General features: G+C 58.0%; 20 protein-coding genes. 7 read left to right on the top strand and 13 right to left on the bottom strand.

Translation table 11 applies throughout. The annotated features are described in order from the left end of the window. Window positions 1-53: 53 nt before the first annotated feature. The 6 genes from ACZ5SR_RS04135 to ACZ5SR_RS04110 all read left to right on the top strand — a co-directional run bounded on the left by ACZ5SR_RS04135 (window position 54) and on the right by ACZ5SR_RS04110 (window position 7,008). Complete coding sequence (locus tag ACZ5SR_RS04135) at window positions 54-830, top strand: cytochrome C assembly family protein (RefSeq protein ID WP_464450308.1); 777 nt, start codon at window positions 54-56, stop codon at window positions 828-830. Further along, a complete protein-coding gene (locus ACZ5SR_RS04130; RefSeq protein WP_464450307.1) occupies window positions 827-1,063 on the top strand; it encodes a PP0621 family protein in 237 nt (78 codons plus the stop codon). Before ACZ5SR_RS04135 ends, ACZ5SR_RS04130 begins: the two co-directional genes overlap by 4 nt. 13 nt (window positions 1,064-1,076) lie before the next feature. After that, window positions 1,077-1,664 (top strand): 1,6-anhydro-N-acetylmuramyl-L-alanine amidase AmpD, encoded by a 588-nt coding sequence (gene ampD / locus ACZ5SR_RS04125; protein ID WP_464450306.1) that lies wholly within the window; start codon window positions 1,077-1,079, stop codon window positions 1,662-1,664. Between the two features lie 424 nt (window positions 1,665-2,088). Continuing rightward, window positions 2,089-5,013 carry a ribonucleoside-diphosphate reductase subunit alpha gene (locus ACZ5SR_RS04120; protein WP_464450305.1) on the top strand — a complete coding sequence of 975 codons (2,925 nt, stop codon included), beginning with the start codon at window positions 2,089-2,091 and terminating at the stop codon, window positions 5,011-5,013. A gap of 141 nt (window positions 5,014-5,154) precedes the next feature. After that, window positions 5,155-6,282 carry a ribonucleotide-diphosphate reductase subunit beta gene (locus tag ACZ5SR_RS04115; protein WP_464450304.1) on the top strand — a complete coding sequence of 376 codons (1,128 nt, stop codon included), beginning with the start codon at window positions 5,155-5,157 and terminating at the stop codon, window positions 6,280-6,282. A gap of 192 nt (window positions 6,283-6,474) precedes the next feature. Beyond that, on the top strand, window positions 6,475-7,008 hold the full coding sequence (locus tag ACZ5SR_RS04110) for a histone H1-like DNA-binding protein (protein ID WP_464450303.1): 534 nt from the start codon (window positions 6,475-6,477) through the stop codon (window positions 7,006-7,008). 110 nt (window positions 7,009-7,118) lie between these two features. Here ACZ5SR_RS04110 and ACZ5SR_RS04105 read toward each other — a convergent pair whose 3' ends face one another. The 6 genes from ACZ5SR_RS04105 to ACZ5SR_RS04080 all read right to left on the bottom strand — a co-directional run bounded on the left by ACZ5SR_RS04105 (window position 7,119) and on the right by ACZ5SR_RS04080 (window position 12,021). After that, the gene (locus ACZ5SR_RS04105) at window positions 7,119-7,958 is read right to left on the bottom strand and encodes a zinc-ribbon and DUF3426 domain-containing protein (protein ID WP_464450302.1); all 840 of its coding nucleotides are present in this window, start codon (window positions 7,956-7,958) and stop codon (window positions 7,119-7,121) included. 40 nt (window positions 7,959-7,998) lie between these two features. Next, window positions 7,999-8,895 (bottom strand): 50S ribosomal protein L11 methyltransferase, encoded by an 897-nt coding sequence (gene prmA / locus ACZ5SR_RS04100; RefSeq protein WP_464450301.1) that lies wholly within the window; start codon window positions 8,893-8,895, stop codon window positions 7,999-8,001. A 6-nt stretch (window positions 8,896-8,901) separates the two neighbouring features. Next, complete coding sequence (accC, locus tag ACZ5SR_RS04095) at window positions 8,902-10,251, bottom strand: acetyl-CoA carboxylase biotin carboxylase subunit (RefSeq protein ID WP_464450300.1); 1,350 nt, start codon at window positions 10,249-10,251, stop codon at window positions 8,902-8,904. A 15-nt stretch (window positions 10,252-10,266) separates the two neighbouring features. Continuing rightward, the gene (accB, locus tag ACZ5SR_RS04090; RefSeq protein WP_464450299.1) at window positions 10,267-10,719 is read right to left on the bottom strand and encodes an acetyl-CoA carboxylase biotin carboxyl carrier protein; all 453 of its coding nucleotides are present in this window, start codon (window positions 10,717-10,719) and stop codon (window positions 10,267-10,269) included. 160 nt (window positions 10,720-10,879) lie between these two features. Then, entirely contained in the window at window positions 10,880-11,422 is a 543-nt protein-coding gene (locus ACZ5SR_RS04085) for a TlpA disulfide reductase family protein (protein WP_464450298.1), read from the bottom strand. 14 nt (window positions 11,423-11,436) lie between these two features. After that, the gene (locus tag ACZ5SR_RS04080) at window positions 11,437-12,021 is read right to left on the bottom strand and encodes a hypothetical protein (protein WP_464450297.1); all 585 of its coding nucleotides are present in this window, start codon (window positions 12,019-12,021) and stop codon (window positions 11,437-11,439) included. 85 nt (window positions 12,022-12,106) lie between these two features. On the opposite strand from ACZ5SR_RS04080, the gene mpl reads away from it, so the two are divergent. Continuing rightward, a complete protein-coding gene (mpl, locus tag ACZ5SR_RS04075) occupies window positions 12,107-13,486 on the top strand; it encodes a UDP-N-acetylmuramate:L-alanyl-gamma-D-glutamyl-meso-diaminopimelate ligase (protein WP_464450296.1) in 1,380 nt (459 codons plus the stop codon). Window positions 13,487-13,599: 113 nt separating this feature from the next. On the opposite strand, the gene ACZ5SR_RS04070 is transcribed toward mpl, so the two are convergent. The 7 genes from ACZ5SR_RS04070 to ACZ5SR_RS04040 all read right to left on the bottom strand — a co-directional run bounded on the left by ACZ5SR_RS04070 (window position 13,600) and on the right by ACZ5SR_RS04040 (window position 20,825). Further along, entirely contained in the window at window positions 13,600-14,721 is a 1,122-nt protein-coding gene (locus tag ACZ5SR_RS04070; RefSeq protein WP_464450295.1) for a 3-deoxy-7-phosphoheptulonate synthase, read from the bottom strand. Window positions 14,722-14,959: 238 nt separating this feature from the next. Then, entirely contained in the window at window positions 14,960-16,420 is a 1,461-nt protein-coding gene (tldD, locus tag ACZ5SR_RS04065; protein WP_464450294.1) for a metalloprotease TldD, read from the bottom strand. Between the two features lie 75 nt (window positions 16,421-16,495). Continuing rightward, window positions 16,496-17,383: an NAD(P)-dependent oxidoreductase gene (locus ACZ5SR_RS04060; protein WP_464450293.1), complete on the bottom strand. Its 888-nt coding sequence runs from the start codon at window positions 17,381-17,383 to the stop codon at window positions 16,496-16,498. After that, complete coding sequence (gene rodA, locus ACZ5SR_RS04055) at window positions 17,380-18,534, bottom strand: rod shape-determining protein RodA (RefSeq protein ID WP_464450292.1); 1,155 nt, start codon at window positions 18,532-18,534, stop codon at window positions 17,380-17,382. The genes ACZ5SR_RS04060 and rodA overlap by 4 nt, the downstream gene beginning before the upstream one ends. 59 nt (window positions 18,535-18,593) lie before the next feature. Further along, complete coding sequence (gene ruvC, locus ACZ5SR_RS04050) at window positions 18,594-19,142, bottom strand: crossover junction endodeoxyribonuclease RuvC (RefSeq protein WP_464451011.1); 549 nt, start codon at window positions 19,140-19,142, stop codon at window positions 18,594-18,596. A 29-nt stretch (window positions 19,143-19,171) separates the two neighbouring features. Further along, window positions 19,172-19,906, bottom strand: coding sequence for a monofunctional biosynthetic peptidoglycan transglycosylase (mtgA, locus tag ACZ5SR_RS04045; RefSeq protein ID WP_464450291.1), 735 nt, complete (start codon window positions 19,904-19,906; stop codon window positions 19,172-19,174). A 43-nt stretch (window positions 19,907-19,949) separates the two neighbouring features. Next, window positions 19,950-20,825: an energy transducer TonB gene (locus ACZ5SR_RS04040; protein ID WP_464450290.1), complete on the bottom strand. Its 876-nt coding sequence runs from the start codon at window positions 20,823-20,825 to the stop codon at window positions 19,950-19,952. Between the last annotated feature and the right edge of the window lie 13 nt (window positions 20,826-20,838).

Raw genomic sequence — 20,838 nt, 5'->3', positions numbered from 1 at the left:
GCGCCTGAAAGGCTAAACTCGGTGTCATGATTTTAGCGAGTCCCCCATTTTGGATGCTGCCAGCCACCGTGCTGGCGGCTGTGGCCTACGGCCTGCCAGCTTTGGCGGGAGAGCGCCTGCACCACTCACATGCGCGTCGCCTGCTTTGGCTGGCTTGGGCCGCACATGCCGTGGCTTTGTTGAGCTTGCTGGTCGGCCCAGTCCACTTTGGGTTTGCACCCGCGATTTCGGTGACCGCTTGGCTGGTGGTGAGCGCGTACATATTAGAGAGCCAGTTTTTCCCTAAATTCAAAGCACGATGGGCCATGGGCAGTTTGGGCGCAGTCGCCGTCGTTTTGGCCTGGTTTTTCCCTGGCACCCCGCTGTCCGCACAAGCTTCTGCCTGGCTGCCTTTGCATTGGGCTTTGGGTTTGTCCGCTTATGGCATGTTTGGGGCGGCCGTGGTGCACGGCTGGATGATGACCCGCGCAGAAAGGGATATTCGTCAAGCCCACGACGCCAGCAGTGGGGTACCCCTCTTGACGCTGGAGCGCCTGACCTTCCGCTTTGTGCTGGCTGGTTTCGTTTTGCTGACCGCCACCTTGGTCGCTGGCGTCTTATTTGGTGATGCGCTTTATGGCCAAGGACAAGGCCACTGGCGCTGGGACCACAAAACCATTTTTGCTGTGTTGTCCTGGCTCACCTTTGCCGTCTTGTTGGTGGGACGCAGCCAATGGGGCTGGCGGGGCCGCAGGGCTGTGCGGGTGCTCTACATTGGCGCGGGTTTGTTGCTCCTGTCTTACGCAGGTTCGCGTTTTGTCATGGAAGTCTTGCTGAGGCGCATGGGATGAAATACCTGTTTTTGCTGTTGGTGGTTTTGCTGGTCATCTGGGCGATCAAACGTGGCAAGGCGGCAAAGCAGGACCAACCGCCTTCCACCCCAGAGGCTTCGGCCCCCTCGGAAATGGTCACCTGCGCTCATTGCGGCATTCATTTGCCGCAAGAAGAAGCGGTCTCAGGCCAAAAAGGGCTTTACTGCAGCACAGAGCATCGGTCTGCTGCGCAAGACCGCAACCCTGGCTGAGGTCACGGCTTTCATGCGGGTGCCTGATTCAGACAACACCTCGCGTGCCACTTGGCAAGAAGGCTGGCACGCCCAAGCGCAACGGCTGGCATCACCCAATTTTGGTCCACGCCCTGCAGGGGTCTGCATTGACCTGATCGTGCTCCACTCCATCAGCCTGCCCCCCGGCCAGTACGGCGGCGATGCCGTGCAGCGCTTGTTCACCAACCAACTCGATTGGGACGCACACCCCTACTTCCAGAGCATTCGAGGGCTGGAAGTCTCCTCGCACTTCTACATTCGCCGTGATGGCACGCTGTGGCAGTTTGTCAGCTGCGATGACCGCGCATGGCATGCCGGACAGTCCCACTACAGGGGGCGACCCAACTGCAACGACGACTCGATCGGCATTGAGCTGGAAGGCCTGGAAGGCGAGACCTTCGAAGAGGCCCAATACCAACAACTGGCCGATTTGTGCCGGGACATCCGTCGCCACTACCCCATCGCGCACATGGCGGGCCATGAGCACATCGCACCGGGACGAAAAATGGACCCAGGGCCGGGCTTCCAATGGCCACATCTGAAAAAACTGTTGGATTTTCCGCCTCAGGTGTTTCCCTGATTCGTGCTCGCCCACAACGGCGAAAAAATATTTTGACGGCTTCAACTCCCTCAGCAAGTTGACCGATATTTAGAGATCGCGAGACAACTGCGCTCACGTGCCCCCCTTCAATCAAGGCCTTCAAAAACAAAATGGCTTGGCAAGCCGCATCAATCCTGAATCAGCCACCTGAAAACCTTTAAAAACAAGCCTTCCAGGGCTTTTTTTCAGCAAGTGAAAGATGGCAGCTGCAACGCTGGTCCATGAATTTATTTACCCACTTCCAAACAGACTCACAAAACAGACCGGTACACTACCTGTAGTGGCTTGTGCAGATGCCAGACACCAGATATAGTGTCTCTTACAAATTTTCACAATTAACCAAGACGCCAGTTCATGCGCCTTGTACCGAAGCCCAAGATCACCAAAATTCAAAGAAATAACCATGCAAACAGACCTGAATATCGCCTCCCCATCACAAGCCCTTCTGCGCCAGCCTGAAGCAGGACAAAACAGCCTCCCGAGCTTGCAGGCACTTGCCAATTACCAGATCATTCGCCGCAACGGCGCCGTGGTTCCCTTTGAACCAAACAAGATCGCCGTGGCCCTGATGAAAGCCTTCTTGGCTGTCCACGGCACACAGGGCGCAGCGTCCGCCAGCGTGCGAGAAGTGGTCGAAGACTTGACCCAAAACGTGGTTCGCGCTTTGGTCCGCTCACGTCCCGGCGGTGGCACTTTCCACATCGAAGACGTTCAAGACCAAGTGGAGTTGGGCCTGATGCGCAGCAGCAACCACGAAGTTGCACGCGCTTACGTGCTTTACCGTGAGCGCCGCACCCAAGAGCGTGCGCAACAACACCAGCAAGTGACCCCCACACCTGCAGAGCCACGTCTGCACGTGATCGATGGTGGTCAACGCGTCGCACTGGACATTGATTACCTCAAATCGCTGATGGTCAACGCCTGCGCCGGCTTGGGCAAGGACGTGAGTCCCGAACCCATCGTGACTGAAACCATGCGCAACCTGTACGACGGCGTGCCCATGGAAGAGGTTTACAAAGCCTCCATCCTGGCATCACGCACCCTGATCGAAAAAGACCCGGACTACACCTACGTCACCGCACGTTTGTTGATGCACACCATCGCCAAGGAAATTTTGGGTAAAGAAGTCCCCCAAAGCCAAATGGCCGAGGAATACATCAACTACTTCCCGCAATTCATCAAAAAAGGCGTGGACAACGACCTGCTGGATGAAAAACTCCTTCAATTCGACCTGAAGCAATTGGCCGCTGCGTTGAAGCCCGAACGTGATCTGCAGTTCGATTACCTGGGTCTGCAAACCTTGTACGACCGCTATTTCCTGCACGTGCGCAAAACCCGCATCGAGATGCCGCAAGCCTTCTTCATGCGCGTGGCCATGGGCTTGTCGCTCAACGAGATCAACCGCGAAGCTCGTGCCATTGAGTTCTACGAGATTCTGTCTTCGTTCGACTTCATGTCGTCTACGCCCACCCTGTTCAACAGCGGTACTTTGCGCTCGCAGCTGTCGAGCTGCTACCTGACCACCGTGCCCGACGATCTGGGCGGCATCTATGACGCCATCAAGGAAAATGCCTTGCTGTCTAAATTTGCAGGCGGTTTGGGCAACGACTGGACACCTGTGCGCGCTTTGGGCGCCCACATCAAAGGCACCAACGGTGAATCGCAAGGTGTGGTGCCCTTCCTGAAAGTGGTCAACGACACTGCCGTGGCGGTCAACCAAGGCGGCAAGCGCAAGGGCGCTGTGTGTGCCTACCTGGAAACATGGCACCTGGACATTGAAGAATTCCTGGAGCTGCGCAAGAACACAGGCGACGACCGCCGCCGCACCCACGACATGAACACGGCCAACTGGATCCCTGACCTGTTCATGCGCCGTGTCATGGAAAAAGGCAGCTGGACCTTGTTCTCGCCCTCCGATGTGCCCGACTTGCACGACCTGTTCGGCCTGGCATTCGAAAAAGCCTATGTGGCTTACGAGCAAAAGGCCGAGCGTGGCGAGATCAAGCCCAGCAAAACCGTGCCGGCGACCGACCTGTGGCGCAAGATGCTGTCGATGCTGTTTGAAACCGGCCACCCTTGGATCACTTTCAAAGACCCTTGCAACGTGCGCTCGCCGCAGCAGCACGTTGGCGTGGTGCACTCGTCCAACCTGTGCACCGAGATCACACTGAACACCAGCGAGACCGAAACAGCTGTCTGCAACTTAGGTTCCGTGAACCTGTCACGTCACCTGAAAGATGGCGCGAACGGCAAAGTCCTGGACCACGACAAGCTGAAGAAAACCATCACGATCGCCATGCGCATGCTGGACAACGTGATTGACATCAATTACTACGCGGTCAAGAAGGCCCGCGACTCCAACATGCGCCACCGTCCTGTGGGCCTTGGCTTGATGGGCTTCCAAGACTCGCTGTACGAGATGCGCACGCCATACGCTTCTCAGGCCGCCGTGGAATTCGCAGACCAGTCGATGGAAGCGATTTGCTACTACGCTTATTGGGCCTCCACCGAATTGGCTAAAGAACGTGGCCAGTACGCCAGCTATAAGGGCTCTTTGTGGGACCAAGGCATCTTGCCTTTGGACACGCTCAAGCTGCTGGAGCGAGAGCGCGGTGGTTATGTCGAAGTGGACCGCTCGTCCACCCTGGATTGGGACACGCTTCGCGAGAAAATTGCCGCTGATGGCATGCGCAACTCCAATTGCGTGGCCATTGCGCCCACCGCCACCATCTCCAACATCATCGGCGTGGACGCGTCGATCGAGCCTTGCTTTGGCAACCTGTCGGTCAAGTCGAACTTGTCTGGTGAATTCACCGTGATCAACGGGTACTTGGTGCGTGACTTGAAGCGCTTGGGCCTGTGGGACGACGTCATGGTCATGGACCTGAAACACTTCGACGGCTCGCTGCGTCCCATCGACCGTGTGCCGCAAGAAATCAAAGCACTCTACGCCACCGCATTTGAAGTGGAAACCACTTGGTTGGTGGAAGCTGCAGCGCGTCGTCAGAAGTGGATCGACCAAGCCCAGTCGCTCAACATTTACATGGCCGGTGCATCGGGCAAAAAGCTCGACGACACTTACAAACTGGCTTGGTTGCGTGGCCTGAAAACCACGTACTACCTGCGCACATCCAGCGCCACGCAAGTTGAAAAATCCACAGTCAATTCGGGCTCACACAACGCGGTGTCGTCCTCGGGTTCGCCCGCCAGTGGCGCAAGCGCCATGGATGCCGCTGCAGCCGCCGCGCAAGTTCAAATGAATACGTCACCTGCCACCGACGTCAAATTCTGCGCGATCGACGACCCTGGTTGTGAAGCCTGTCAGTGATTTGAAAAGCATTGCACTTTGCTGTGACAAGCCAAGTGCGATGCAATTGAACAACACTTCACGGTCGTGCACATCGAAAAAGTGAATCGCTTCTTTGAATTTTGTGCGCTTGCTTTCATAATTTGAGAACTGGAATTTTTTATGTTGTCCTGGGACGAACAAGTCAAACCTGCATCGCCAACCGCGATGCCCTCCTTCACTGGCGCTGATGCAACCGCAGCGTCTGCCGCTGCATCCCCTGCAGCCGCTCCCCGCCGCATGAGTGCGGCCGACAAACGCATCATCAACGGCCAGACCGACGTCAACCAGCTGGTGCCTTTCAAATACAAATGGGCTTGGGAGAAATACCTGGCCACCTGCGCCAACCACTGGATGCCGCAGGAGGTGAACATGAACCGCGACATCGCCTTGTGGAAGGACCCCAACGGTCTGACCGAAGACGAGCGTCGCATGGTCAAACGCAACCTGGGCTTCTTTGTCACCGCAGACTCTTTGGCGGCCAACAACATCACCTTGGGCACTTACCGTCACATCACAGCCCCCGAGTGCCGTCAGTTTTTGTTGCGCCAAGCCTTCGAAGAAGCGATTCACACCCACGCTTACCAATACATCACCGAGTCATTGGGCTTGGACGAGAGTGAGATTTTCAACGCCTACAACGAAGTCAAATCCATCCGCGACAAGGATGAATTTCTGATCCCGTTCATCAACGTGATCATGGACCCACACTTCAAGACGGGCACTCAAGAAACCGACCAGACTTTGCTGAAGTCCTTGATTGTGTTTGCTTGTTTGATGGAAGGTCTTTTCTTCTATGTTGGCTTCACACAAATTCTGGCACTGGGCCGTCAAAACAAGATGACCGGTGCCGCCGAACAGTACCAGTACATCCTGCGCGACGAATCCATGCACTGCAACTTCGGTATTGACATGATCAATACCATCAAGCATGAAAACCCCCAGTTGTGGACTGCGGAATTCAAAGCAGAAATCAAAGAGCTGTTCCTCCACGCCGTGGAATTGGAATACCGTTATGCCGAAGACACCATGCCGCGTGGCGTGCTGGGCATGAATGCATCCATGTTCAAAGGCTATTTGCGTTACATCGCCAACCGCCGTGCCACCCAGATTGGTTTAGAGGCACTCTTCCCCAACGAAGAGAACCCCTTCCCCTGGATGAGCGAAATGATTGACCTGAAGAAAGAACGCAATTTCTTTGAAACCCGGGTCATCGAGTATCAAACTGGCGGGGCTTTGTCCTGGGACTGATCTTCTGAACACCCCTTCAATGCAACCCCTCTTCAAGCCACAGTCTGCAATGCCTTCGGGTGTTGTGAGCTGTGGCTTTCCCGCGTTCATGGTGTTGGGGATTTCCTCAGCACCATGGATCGCTTTGTGCAATCCAACAAGCACCAAGCGTTCCCTTTCCGTTGAGTTCTCAACTTGATCAAGGAGAAAATCATGGCAACTGCAAAAAAAGTAGCGGCAAAAAAAGCTGCTCCCGCAAAGAAGGCCGTCGCGGCCAAGAAACCTGCAGCTAAAAAAGTAGCCGCAGCCAAGAAGCCCGCTGCTAAAAAAGCCGCTCCAGCTAAAAAAGCTGTTGCAGCCAAAAAGCCAGCAGCTAAAAAAGTAGCCGCTAAGAAGCCAGCAGCTAAAAAAGCCGCTCCAGCCAAAAAAGCTGTTGCAGCCAAAAAGCCAGCAGCTAAAAAAGTAGCCGCTAAAAAGCCAGCAGCCAAAAAAGCCGCTCCAGCTAAAAAAGCAGCGCCTAAAAAAGCAGCCGCTAAAAAGCCAGCAGCCAAAAAAGCCGCTCCAGCTAAAAAAGCAGCCGCCAAGAAAACTGCTGCCAAGAAACCAGCTGCTAAGAAACCAGCTGTGAAAAAGGCCGCTAAAAAGCCTGCTGCAAAGAAGGCATCTAAAGCACCCGCTGCCCCCGCTGCACAGACAACGCTGAATCCTCAAGCTGCATGGCCGTTTCCTTCGGCCGCCAAGCCCTGATTCGAACGTTAGACGCTCGTAGCGCAAAGCCCAATACTGGCAACAGTGTTGGGCTTTTTTATTCTCGATGCTCAGCAGCCGTTCAGGCCTTGGCGTTCAGAAAACCAAATTCAGGGGTAAAAGCTGAACAACCTGTAACCGGATGGGAAGAGGCCGGATTCCGGCAAGAGGTGCAACTGCCCCTCCCAAGTTTGTCCAGGTGTCAGAAAACTGGGTGCCCCCTGTTGCGACACCAGCAAAACCCGCCGCACCAAGACTTTGTCCTGAGCATCCAACAAGGTCAATTCCAGCGTGGGCGTCTGCACAACTTGCGCCGTCACATTTCGAACCGACCAACTTAGCCCAAAACCATCGTCCAGTGGTGACAGACTGGAGCTTTCGATGAGCACGCCATCCTTGATCTGCAAAGGCAAAATTTCACACCCCAGCACGCGGCACACTGCGTTCAGGCATTTGCCAACAGCCGGATCCGTGCTGGCCAGCACATGTCGCTCGATCCAGAGCCACTGAAGTCCAAATGCCATCAACAAAAGGAAAACTGCAAAGATGGCTAGCCAAGGTCGAGACGCGCGCTTGTCTGTTTTCGGGTCCGCCTGATCCGATGCATCCAAGGAACTCGCCGGCAACAACCCCTCGGCTGACGACAGAGGCTGCGGCTTGAAGCTGGCCAGCGCCTCTTCAAAAGCAGCCACCGCTGTCGCGGCTGAAGCCAAAGGCGATCGGTCTTCTTGTTTGAGGAACCCGTCAATGGGCATCCTCTGACCTCCGGACTCGGAAACCAGGTCATGCGATGCATCTGGACTGGCGTCAGGCCAGTCGAGAACCAAGCCCGTACTGTCAAAGGCCTGTTGGCATTGCCCGCAGCGCAGCCAACCTTGGGCTATTTTGAGTTGATCGGGCACCACCTTGTAGGTCGCGCCACATGCAGGGCAACGGGTGATCCAGCTCATGCAATGCCCGTGATCATGGCCAGCCTGGGCACTGCACAGGTCAGGAGGAGATGGCGGGCGAGGTCGCCGTCATGAGGATCCAGCCGTCTTCACTGTCGGCCACTTCAAGCTGGATCCAAGGTGCATAAGCAGCCTTCAACTCATCGGCTTGACGCTCCAAGATGCCCGCCAACACCAAGGCACCAGATGGGGCCACATAAGAACACAGCAGTGGGGCCAAGACCTTGAGCGGTGTGGCCAGAATATTGGCCAGAACCGTTTGGTAAAGCCCCTGCGCCTTCTCAGGCAAACCTGCCACCAGGTTCACGCCATTGGCTTCGGCGTTCAAAACCGTGGACGTCACAGCCGCTTCATCGATGTCCACCGCGTCGATGTCGGACGCACCATACTTGGCCGCACCGATGGCCAAAATACCAGAACCACAGCCGTAATCGAGCACACGCTGGCCCTGCACGCCGTGCTGCGCAATCCAGCGCAAGCACATTCTGGTCGTCGGGTGGGTGCCCGTTCCAAAAGCCAGCCCAGGGTCAAGTCGAATGATTTGTCTGGCCTGGGCAGGCGGTTCGTGCCAAGTGGGGACGATCCAAAAATCGGGGGTGATCTCAACGGGAGAAAACTGGGATTGGGTCAAACGAACCCAGTCCTGGTCGGCCACAGGCTGCACACCCAAAATGCGGCAACCTTCGAAAAAGTCCTGCGCAGACAAGAGATGGACAGCTTCTTGCGCTTGGGCCTCTTGCGCAAACAAAGCCACCATGCGCGAACGCTGCCAACCGTCTTTGGGCGGCGGCATGCCGGGCTCGCCAAACAGCGCCTGCTCTGCAGGGGTCTGGGCATCGGCGTCTTCGACCGACACACTCAAGGCATCCAAGGCATCGAGTGAATCGCTCAGGACATCGACCCGATCTTCCGGGCACAGCAGGCTCAGTTCAAACATACAGTTTCAGCGCTTGTGCTGGCTCAGCCAGTGTTCCAAATAATGAATATTGGTGCCGCCTTGCATGAACTTGGCGTCCACCATCAGTTCGCGGTGCAAAGGCACGTTGGTACTGATGCCTTCAATCACCGTCTCGTTCAAGGCGGTTTGCATGCGGGCCAAGGCCTGCTCACGGGTGTCGCCATGCACGATCAGCTTGCCAATCATCGAGTCATAGTTCGGCGGCACAAAGTAGTTGTTGTACACATGCGAATCGACTCGAACGCCAGGCCCACCAGGCATGTGCCACGAGGTGACGCGTCCAGGCGAAGGCGTGAATTTGAACGGATCTTCGGCGTTGATGCGACACTCAATCGCATGGCCCCGGATTTCGATCTGACGCTGGGTGAAGGGCAATTTTTCGCCTGCAGCCACCATGATCTGGGTTTTGACGATGTCGACACCTGTGACCCACTCGGTCACCGGGTGCTCCACCTGCACGCGTGTGTTCATTTCGATGAAGTAGAACTCGCCGTTTTCAAACAAAAACTCGAACGTTCCCGCACCGCGGTAGCCGATCTTCTTGCAAGCAGCTACGCAACGCTCACCGATCTTGTCGATCAGTTTGCGGGGAATACCAGGCGCCGGCGCTTCTTCGATGACTTTTTGATGACGGCGCTGCATGGAGCAGTCGCGTTCACCCAAATACACCGCATTCTTGAACTTGTCGGCCAGAATCTGGATCTCGATGTGCCGTGGGTTCTGCAGGAACTTTTCCATGTAGACCGCCGGATTGCCAAACGCTGCCCCGGCTTCGGCCTTGGTCATTTGCACCGCGTTGATGAGCGCTGCCTCGGTGTGAACCACACGCATGCCACGACCACCACCGCCGCCTGCGGCTTTGATGATGACCGGGTAACCCACGGCTTTGGCAATGCGGCGGATTTGCACCGGGTCATCGGGCAATTCGCCCTCAGATCCAGGCACACAAGGTACGCCCGCGCGGATCATGGCCTGCTTGGCCGAAACCTTGTCGCCCATGATGCGGATCGACTCGGGCGTGGGGCCAATGAACTGGAAACCGCTTTTCTCAACCCGCTCGGCGAAGTCGGCGTTTTCACTCAAAAAACCATAACCGGGGTGAATCGCCTCGGCGTCCGTCACTTCGGCAGCGGAGATGATGGCGGGCATGTTGAGGTAGCTCAGCGGGGAAGCCGCCGGGCCAATACAAACGGCTTCTTCGGCCAATTTGACGTATTTGGCTTCTTTGTCGGCTTCCGAATAGACCATCACGGCCTTGACGCCCAGTTCGCGACAAGCGCGTTGGATGCGCAAGGCGATTTCGCCTCGGTTGGCGACCAGGATTTTCTTGAACATGAAATCCCCGATGCGTTATTCGACGATGAAAAGAGGCTGACCGTATTCCACGGCCTGACCGTTTTCACACAGGATTTGCGTCACGGTGCCGGACTTGTCGGACTCGATCTCGTTGAGGATCTTCATGGCTTCAATGATGCACAGGGTGTCACCCTCTTTGACCACTGAGCCGATCTGAATAAAAGGGGCTGCGCCCGGGCTGGACGAGCGGTAGAACGTGCCCACCATAGGCGACTTGACCGCGTGCCCCGCTGGCGCAGCCACAGGGGCAGGTGCCTCCACCGGAGCAGCAGGAGCCGCCACCACCGGGGCTGCTGCAACGGCTGCAGCTTGCTGCATCACAACCGGTTGGGCTACGCCCATGCTCTTGACGATGCGCACCTTGCCTTCGGCTTCGGTGATTTCCAGCTCCGACACGTTCGAGTCAGAGACCAAGTCAATCAGTGTTTTCAGTTTGCGCAAGTCCATAGATCCTCCATTGCTTCAAGCACAGGTAATGGATCGAATTTACACCAAATTTCAGTAAAACCCCTCGAAATCGTCTTTTCCGGTCAGAATTTGAACGGTTTTGATCTACCGACCAGCGTGGCGAGCGGCGAAAATCGTGTGCGTCATGCGCGAGGGCGCCTCAAACGCGAACATCACGCCATTGGGCGAGATCGTCCGATGTCAATTGGCCCATCTTCTGCCGCCAAATGCTGCCATCTCCTTTGAAAAAAACTGTAAATGGCAAACCGCCAGCCGCATTGCCCAGTGACTTGGCCAACTCCGTACCCGCCAAACCCGCCATGCCAACAGGGAAACCCAAGGGCTGCCGACCCAGAAAACGGCGGACAGCACTGGGTTGGTCAATGGCCAAAGCCAGCACTTGATGACCGTTGCCTTTGTTTTCTTGCCAAAAGGTCTCAATCATCGGCAACTCGTCGATGCAAGGCGGGCACCAAGTTGCCCAAAAGTTCAAGAGCAGAGGTTTGCCCTGAAAACCCGCCATGGCCAAGACCTCGCCCGAGGGCGTCTCGAATTGCTGGCCCCAAAAAGGGTGGCTCGCGGCCTGGACCACGTCCCTCGGTTCAAAACGCCACAAGGCCACGCCGACCCCAGCAACAGCGGCCGCAGCTCCGGCCCCCCAAATCAAGTGGCGTCTGGAGGGGTTTGCAGTGGATGGATTCATGTTCGAATTGTCTTTCATGCCGCCAGCAGGCGCTCCAAAGCCGCCAAATCCCCCCGGGGTGAACGGCCTTGCGCATCGGGCAGCAAAGCACCCCGCAAATCGTCCAGGTCGTAAATGCGCAGGTGCACACCCACATCCTCATTCAAAGCTTCACAAAAACTGTGCAGGCTGAGCACCTCCACATCGTCTCCATGCAGGCCACGCACGGTTTGCACATCGTAGCGCTGGTTTTGGTTGATCAGGGCAATTTCTGCCGATTTGGGGTCATCACAAAACAAGGCCAAGTCCACGTCGCACAGGCGTGTGGCCCAACCTTGCCAGACGGCCCCGCCCAAATGCGGGCGAAATTCGGCCAAGCGCTGCATCCAGACACGCGCCAATTCGCGCAAGGCCCGCAATTGAGCCGGTTGTGTGTCGGCGCAAAACAAGTCGATGTAGTCACGAACTTCGCGCTCCACCACGTCGTTGGTGGGCAAGGCGGTTCGAGTGGGCAAGCCCAACTCTTTGAGGGCGCGGTGTTTGGCGGGTCCAAATGCCAGCCCCTCTTCGACCACCAAACGGGCGGCGGTCGCGGCAATTTCAAGGGCAAGGTCGTTCATGGGCACCGATTGTGCCGGACCCCAGAAAACACCTGAGACCCAAGCCTCTCAAAGCTGAGCCTGTGGCCCTCTAAAATCTCACCCCATGCATATACATATCTTGGGCATTTGTGGCACCTTTATGGGCGGCTTGGCCGCGTTGGCGCGCGAAGCCGGGCATCGGGTGACCGGCTGCGATGCAGGCGTTTACCCCCCCATGAGCGACCAACTGCGGGCTTTGGGCATTGATCTCATCGAAGGCTTTGGCTCCGATCAGATGGACTTGAAGCCCGACTTGTACGTGATCGGCAATGTGGTGAGCCGTGCGCGTCTGGCCGACGGCAGCCCCAAGTTCCCCTTGATGGAAGCCATTTTGGACTCCGGCGCGCCTTACACCAGTGGACCTCAATGGTTGGCCGAACACGTACTGCAAGGCCGCCATGTGCTGGCGGTCGCTGGCACCCACGGCAAAACCACCACCACCTCGATGCTGGCCTGGGTGCTAGAGCAAGCCGGTTTGCAACCAGGCTTTCTGGTCGGCGGCGTGCCTCTGAACTTTGGCGTCTCAGCCCGGCTGGGGGGCGGCCCATACTTTGTGATCGAAGCCGACGAATACGACACGGCCTTCTTCGACAAGCGCAGCAAGTTCGTGCACTACCGTCCGCGCACCGCCATCCTCAATAACCTCGAGTTCGACCACGCCGATATCTTTGACAACTTGGCCGCCATTGAGCGGCAGTTCCACCACTTGGTGCGCACTGTGCCCGGGACAGGGCGCGTGGTGGTCAATGGCCTGGAAGAGAGCCTCACCCGCGTGTTGGGCCAAGGCTGCTGGAGCGACATGCGCACCTTTGGCAGCACGGTGAGCGACTTTGTTGCCGAAGGCGAACCCTCGAACTTCAAAGTGCTGCAAGCAGGAAAACCTGTGGCCGAGGTGAAATGGGGGCTTGGCGGCGTGCACAACCAGCTCAACGCCTTGGCGGCTATCGCCGCCGCCGAGCATGTGGGTGTGGCACCGGCTACGGCAGCAAACGCCTTGGCCACTTTTGAAAACGTGAAACGCCGCATGGAGGTTCGCGGCACGGTGAACGGCATCACCGTCTACGACGATTTTGCTCACCACCCCACGGCCATTCGCACCACCGTCAACGGCCTGCGCCGCCAAGTGGGCAAGGCGCGCATCCTCGGCATTTTTGAGCCACGCAGCAACACCATGAAGCTGGGCGCCATGAAAACCCAGCTGCCTTGGAGCCTCGAAGAAGCCGATCTGGCGTTTTGCCATTCAGGTGGTTTGGACTGGGATGCCGCCACTGCCCTTGCGCCCATGGGCCCCAAAGCGCATGTGGGTGCCAACATTGACGAGGTCATCGCTCAAGTGCTCGCCCAAGTGCAACCCGGCGACCACCTGCTGTGCATGAGCAACGGCGGCTTTGGCGGAATTCACGCCAAACTGCTGCAAGCGCTGCAAGCGCTGCAAACGACCTGAACACCCTGTTGGGGGGGGCGGGTCCCTGCTCGCGAATGTTGGCTGCAGACAGTTCAAACATTAGGCCGCAGGGGCAGCTTCCTGCAAAGCCCCCAAACGCCGAATGCGATGGCTCAGCGGGCGCGGCGCGCCTTCACCGCGGCTGACAACACCTGCAACACGCCTTCACTGTCGTCCCAACCGATGCAGGCGTCGGTGATGCTCTGGCCGTAGGTCAGGTTCGCCACGTCGTGCTGGCCGGGCGTGAACTTCTGGGCACCGTCTTTCAGGTGGCTTTCGACCATGACGCCGAAGACTTGGCGCGAGCCACCGCTGATCTGCGCCGCGATATCCTTGGCCACATCGATCTGACGCTCGTGCTTTTTGCTGCTGTTGGCGTGGCTGCAGTCCACCATCAAAGTGGCGGGCAGCTTGGCGGCTTCGAGTTCTTTGCAGGCTGCGGCCACGCTTTCGGCGTCGTAGTTGGGGGCTTTGCCGCCGCGCAAAATCACGTGGCAGTCCTGGTTGCCTTGGGTCTGCACGATGGCGACTTGGCCATTTTTGTGCACCGACAAAAAGTGGTGGCCACGGGCTGCGGCCTGGATCGCGTCGGTCGCGATCTTGATGTTGCCGTCCGTGCCATTCTTGAAACCGATGGGTGCCGACAGGCCAGAGGCCAGTTCGCGGTGCACCTGGCTTTCGGTGGTGCGCGCGCCGATGGCACCCCAGCTGATCAGGTCACCGATGTACTGGGGCGAGATCACGTCCAGAAACTCGCTGCCTGCAGGCAGGCCTTGGCGGTTGATCTCGATCAGCAGCTGGCGTGCGATGCGCAGGCCTTCGTCGATGCGGTAGCTCTCGTCCAAATAGGGGTCGTTGATCAGGCCCTTCCAGCCCACGGTGGTGCGGGGCTTTTCGAAGTACACACGCATCACGATTTCCAGCGTGTCGGCGTATTTTTCACGCAAGGGCTTGAGGCGGCGGGCGTAATCCAAAGCGGCAGCAGGGTCGTGGATCGAGCAGGGGCCGATGATGACCAGCAGACGGTCGTCTTGGCCATGCACGATCTTGGCGATCGATTGGCGGGTTTGGGAGATCAGGGTCTCCGTCGCCGTGCCGGCGATCGGGAAAAAACGGATCAAATGTTCTGGAGGCGGGAGCACGGTGATGTCCTTGATGCGTTCGTCGTCGGTCTGGCCGGTGCGATCTGCAGCATTCGGATACCAGCTGTCGGGGGCGGTGGTTTTGGCGTTCATCGTGGGCTCCTAGAGATTGAAAAAAGGTGAAAAAAAACCGCCGGGCTTTGGGGCTCCGGCGGTGTGTGTCGAGATGTTCGGGTGCTTATGCGCTCGCCTCTCGTCCGCCGGGGACTGAGAACCAAAAATAAAAAAAGTAAAAAGCGATTCGCGAAGACATGGGGTTCAATGTATCACAGCTGAATGACAGTTCCTGACAGGTCGATCCGGGGACAAACCCGGAGGGCCTTTGGGGGCTTCAGGCTGTGCCCCCCACGGTCAGGCCATCGATGCGCAGCGTAGGCTGACCCACCCCCACCGGCACGCTCTGGCCTTCCTTGCCGCAGGTGCCCACGCCAGAATCCAGCTTCATGTCGTTGCCAATCATGCTGATCTTCTTGAGCGACTCAGGGCCGCTGCCAATCAAGGTCGCGCCTTTGACGGGGTATTGGATCTTGCCGTTCTCCACCCAATACGCCTGGCTGGCCGAGAACACAAACTTGCCGCTGGTGATGTCCACCTGGCCGCCCGCGAAGTTGGTAGCGTACAGGCCTTTTTTGATGCTGGCCACGATTTCTTCGGCGCTCTTGTCGCCGCCCAGCATGTAGGTGTTGGTCATGCGCGGCATGGGCACATGGGCGTAGCTTTCGCGGCGGCCGTTGCCGGTGGGCTTGACACCCATCAGGCGGGCGTTCATCGCGTCCTGAATGTAGCCGCGCAAGATGCCGTCTTCGATCAGCACATTCTTCTGGCTGGCGTGGCCTTCATCGTCCACATTCAATGAACCCCGACGATCGGCAATCGTCCCGTCGTCGAGCACCGTGACGCCTTTGGCAGCCACGCGTTGGCCAATACGACCACTGAAAGCACTGGAGCCCTTGCGGTTGAAATCACCTTCCAGACCGTGGCCCACGGCTTCATGCAGCAGAACACCGGGCCAACCATTGCCCAGCACCACCGTCATCTCGCCTGCGGGTGCAGGGCGGGCTTCAAGGTTGATGAGCGCGGCCGACACGGCTTCTTGCACATAGCTCTCGACCATGCCATCGTCAAAGTAAGCCAGGCCAAAGCGGCCACCGCCGCCCGCACTGCCCACTTCGCGGCGGCCGTTTTGCTCGGCGATCACCGTGACCGACAGGCGGATCAAAGGACGAACATCGGCAGCCAAGGTGCCGTCGGCGCGGGCGACCATCACCACGTCGTATTCGGTGGCCAGGCCCGCCATGACCTGCACCACACGCGGGTCTTTGGCTCGGGCGATCGTCTCGACGCGGCCCAGCAAGTTCACCTTGGCCGTGCTGTCCAACGTGGACATCGGGTCCAAAGCGGGGTAGAGCGAACGGCTGGCCGAAATTTTGCGCGCAGGCACTTTGATGCGCTTGTTTTGCGCGGCCGAGGCAATGGAGCGCACCGTCAAGGCGGCGTCCATCAAAGACGCTTCGGAAATGTCGTCCGAGTAGGCGAAAGCGGTTTTTTCACCCGACACGGCCCGCACGCCCACGCCTTGGTCGATGCTGAAGCTGCCGGTCTTGACGATGCCCTCTTCCAAGCTCCAGCCCTCAGAGCGGGTGTACTGGAAGTACAAATCGGCGTCATCGACCGCATGCGCCTTGATGGCATTGAGCGCTTGGCTCAGATGCGTTTCGTTCAGACCAAACGGGTCAAGCAGCAGGGACTTAGACGTGGCCAAGCGTTCGATGGTGGGTTCGCGTGAAATCATGGTGATCATTGTAGGGACTGATCAAGACCCCTGCCTACAGCGGACAGAAGACAAGGCCAGCGGCCAGCTGAGACCTCAGCGCTGACGCATGAGTTGGAGCAAGGCCGCATCGTCTAGATCGGCCCAACCTTGGTCAAGGGCTTGTGCAAACAAGTCCCTCGCCACGCGCCCCAAAGGCGGATCAAACGCCACTTCATCTGCCGCCTGCACGGCCAAGCCCGTGTCTTTGGCCAGCAAAGTGACGTGGGCACGGGGCTCAAAATCACCCGCCAAAGCCCGGCGCATCCGGTCCGAGCCGATCCAGCTTTGCCCGCTGGATGCTTCGATCACCGACAAGGTGTCTGCCGGGTCCAACCCCAAGCGTTCGGCCAAAGCCATGGCTTCGGCCGCGCCCACCAGATTCACGGCGGCCAGCAAATTGTTCACCAGCTTGGTGCGTGCGCCATCGCCAGCGCGCGTGCCCACACGAAACACCTGCCGGCTCAAGGCATTGAGCAAATCCTGGTGACGAAGCCATACGGGCTCAGGGCAGGCCACCATCAAACTCATGCTGCCGTCCTGCGCGCGCAAAGGACCGCCAGACATCGGGGCATCGATGCAATCGATGCCGCTTTGTGCCAGCCGTTCAGCCTGGTTTTCAACTGTAGCGGGCCCCAATGTTGGGCACAGCATGACCGTCTGCCCAGGTTTCATGGCCTGTACAGCACCGCCATCTCCCCAGAGCACGGCCTCTGTCTGGGCTGCATCCACGACAACCACCAGCAAGACGCCGGTGTCGCTCAATTGTTGCGCCGCTTGCTCGGCCGACACACAAGCTTTTGCACCCAGAGAAACCGCATGTTGCTGGGCTTTGGCGTCCGTGTCATGGACGGCCACCGACCAGCCCAATTGGCGCAAACGTGCAAGCATGCCTGCACCCATGTTGCCGGCACCCACGATGCAGACGGGTGTCAGAAGGCTCATGTTTGCACCAACTGCTTGGCTTTGGCGATCGACATGAGGATGCCCAACGCCAGACCCAAGGTGACCATGGCTGTGCCACCGTAACTGATGAAGGGCAAAGGCACCCCCACCACAGGCAAGATGCCGCTGACCATACCCATGTTCACAAAAGCGTAAGTGAAGAAAATCATGGCCATGCTGCCCGCCAGCAAACGGCTGAACAAGGTGGGCGCCTCGGCAGCGATGACCAGGGCTCGGTAGACCAAGAAAAAGAACCAAAAAATCAGGAACAAGCCCCCCACAAAACCGAACTCTTCGCCATAAGCCGCAAAAATGAAGTCGGTGGTGCGCTCGGGAATGAATTCGAGGTGGGTTTGGGTCCCTTGCATGAAGCCTTTGCCCCAAAAGCCGCCCGAGCCGATGGCGATCATGCCTTGGATGATGTGAAAGCCCTTGCCCAAAGGGTCACGCGCCGGATCAAGCAAGGTGCACACGCGCTGGCGCTGGTACTCGTGCAGCACACGCCAGTCCACGCCGTCGGCACACAAGGTGGGCTCCATGATCACCAGGACCACGATGCCCAAAACACCCAACACAATGGGCGGCAAAATCCAGCGCCACTGGAGTCCCGCAAAGAAAATCACCGCCAAACCCGCTGCCAGGACCAGCAAGGAGGTGCCCAAGTCAGGCTGCTTCATGATCAGTCCGACTGGAATGCCCAAGATCAGCAAAGCCACCGCAAAGTCAAAGGGCCTGAGTTGGCCTTCGCGTTTTTGAAACCAAGCCGCCAGCATCAAGGGCAAGGCAATCTTCAAAATTTCACTGGGCTGGATCACCACCCCCAGATTGATCCATCGCCGAGACCCTTTTTTGGTGATGCCAAAAATGGCCACCGCCACCAGCAAAATCACCCCCACGGTGTAAATGGGCACAGCCCAGGTCATCAGTTTTTGGGGTGGTATTTGGGCCACCACAAACATGATGAAGCCAGCAATGAGCATGTTGCGGCCATGGTCCACAAAGCGGGTGCCATGGTCATAGCCCGATGAAAACATGATCAGCAATCCGGCACAGGCGAGCATGAACACGGCAAAGGCCAAAGGGCCATCGAAGCCCTTGAGCAAATACATCGTGCGCTGCCACAGCGTCGGCTTTTGAATGACTGAACCCATGGATAGGATTATCTCAGGCCAACGCGGTCAAGACATTCCCAGACGGGCGAAGCCCCAGGTCAATGGCTGCGACCGCTGCGGAACATACCGTGGGTTTTGCGGTTGAGCACCCCCTGCGCAGCCAGTTTGTTCAGGGAAGGGCTGGCGTGCGCGTGGGTGATGGCCATACCCAAAGCGTCAGCCGCATCCTGACGCGGCAACACCGGCAGTTGCAGCAAGCGTTTGACCATTTCTTGAACCTGCGACTTGGCGGCCCGCCCGTGCCCCGTGACCGACTGCTTCATCTGCAAGGCGGTGTATTCGGCCACCGGCAAATCGCAGGACACCAAAGCCGTGACACAACAGCCCCTCGCCTGCCCCAGCAGCAAGGTCGCTTGCGGGTTGACGTTCACAAAAACGATCTCGACCGAAGCCACATCGGGTTGGTAGCGGGCATGGATTTCACGCACACCGTCGTAAATCACCTTCAGACGAGCTGGCAAGTTGCCCATATCACCCCGCGTGGTCTCGATCACGCCGCTGGCGACGTACTGCAGTCGCGAGCCGGTCATATCCAAAACGCCGAAGCCTGTGGTTTGCAACCCCGGGTCGATACCCAGGATGCGCACGGTTTGCGGCGCGGCCGTGGTCAAAGTGCTCATGGCAGCTCCACGCTGGCCATGCGGGCCATGATCGTTTCAGCCCGGCTGGCCAGGTAAGCCGATTGAGCTTTTTGTTCGAAATACCGGGGGCGGGGCAGCATGACGGCCAGCCGCGCTGCCTCCCAATTGTTCAGGCGGGCAGCGCTTTTCCTGAAGTAATGCTGCGCCGCGGCCTCGGCCCCAAAAACACCTTCACCCCACTCCACACTGTTGAGGTAAATTTCCAAAATGCGCTGTTTGGACAAGAAGGCCTCCAGCGTCAGGGTGATCAGCATCTCTTGGCCTTTGCGCAGCAAGGTGCGTTCGCCGGACAAAAACAGGTTCTTCGCCAGTTGCTGGGTGATGGTCGAGCCGCCCACAATTTTTACAGGGGGTGTCTTGGCATCGGGGCGGCGCTGGGCACGCTGCTCGGCCAAGGCTTTGGCCTTGGCATTTTTCTCCCAAGCTTTTTCGAGGGACTCCCACCAGACCCCGCCATGCTGGGCGAATACCGTGTCTTCCGAAGCGATCACCGCACGCTGCAAACTGGGTGAAATGTTTTGCCGATCCACCCACGCCTGCCGCCAGGGCAAGCGTCCCTGCCGGGTCACGATTTGCCAGATTTGCGAGCGCTCAAAACTGGTGGATTCCGGCGCCAGCACGCCCATGCTGACGATGCGCAGCGCAAAAAACAGCTGCAAACACAAGCCCGCCAACACAACCAACCCACACCAACGACCAAAAGCACGCATCAATATCCTTTGTCTTCAGGGTTCAGGGAACTTGCCAAATCGCTCAGGGCGGCGAGGCTTCAGGCGTCAACATGCGCATGTCCAGCGTGCCCTCTTTGGAAAACTGAAAGCGCGTGACCACCACAATCTGATCGGCCTGCCGCCGCATGTTAGCGCTGAACACCTCAAAAGGTGCAGCACTGCGCACAATCGCCACCGCTCTCTGGTCTAGCAGGGGCTGGCCCGAAGTACGCGCCACCTCGGTCTGCACCAAACGCCCTCGGGCATCCACGGTGATCGCCATGGTCAACTGCCCATAGAGTTTTTGCCCGCCCACTTGCGGAAAATTGAGCGTGCCTCGCGTCTCAATGGTGCGTCGCAACTTGTCGTAGTACAGGGCGTACACCGCTTCACGGGTGGCGGGACTGATGAAGCGTTTGCGGGGCCCCCCTTGTGTTGTTTGCACTTTTTGCTCGATCTGGGCCAACTCTCGGGTCAGCTGGCGCTGACGCTCTTGCCGGGCCTGACGCTCGGGCGCTTGAGTCGTTTCACCGGCTGAGTCTTGCGTCAAGGCCGACAACTCCTGCTTGAGCTGGGTGAGCAAACGCATTTGCTGCAATTGGAGGGCTTCAATTTGTCGCTGCATCGCGCCGATGTCGGTGCCCGACTCATCGAGGACAGAAGGCGGCAAGGGAGAGCTCGCGCGTGTATCTGTCGGAATTTTTCCACCACCCGACAGGTGCACTTGGGCGATAGCCTGGGCACGCTCAGGCGGCAGGTCGCTGCGGGCGTTCACGAGCACGACCTCCAACACGGTGTCTTCAAAAACCCGGTTGAAACTGACCGGATCGGCAAAACGCCAAGCGATCAATGACGCATGCAACAACAGCGAAAAACCCAAAGTCCACCACAGGGTGTAGCGGTTAACCGCCAGTTTCAACCGGGGAAACAGC

It is taken from the genome of Limnohabitans sp. TEGF002, assembly GCF_055395845.1.
The sequence above is the reverse complement of the archived record's forward strand: the minus strand, read 5'-3'. Positions and strand labels throughout refer to the sequence as shown.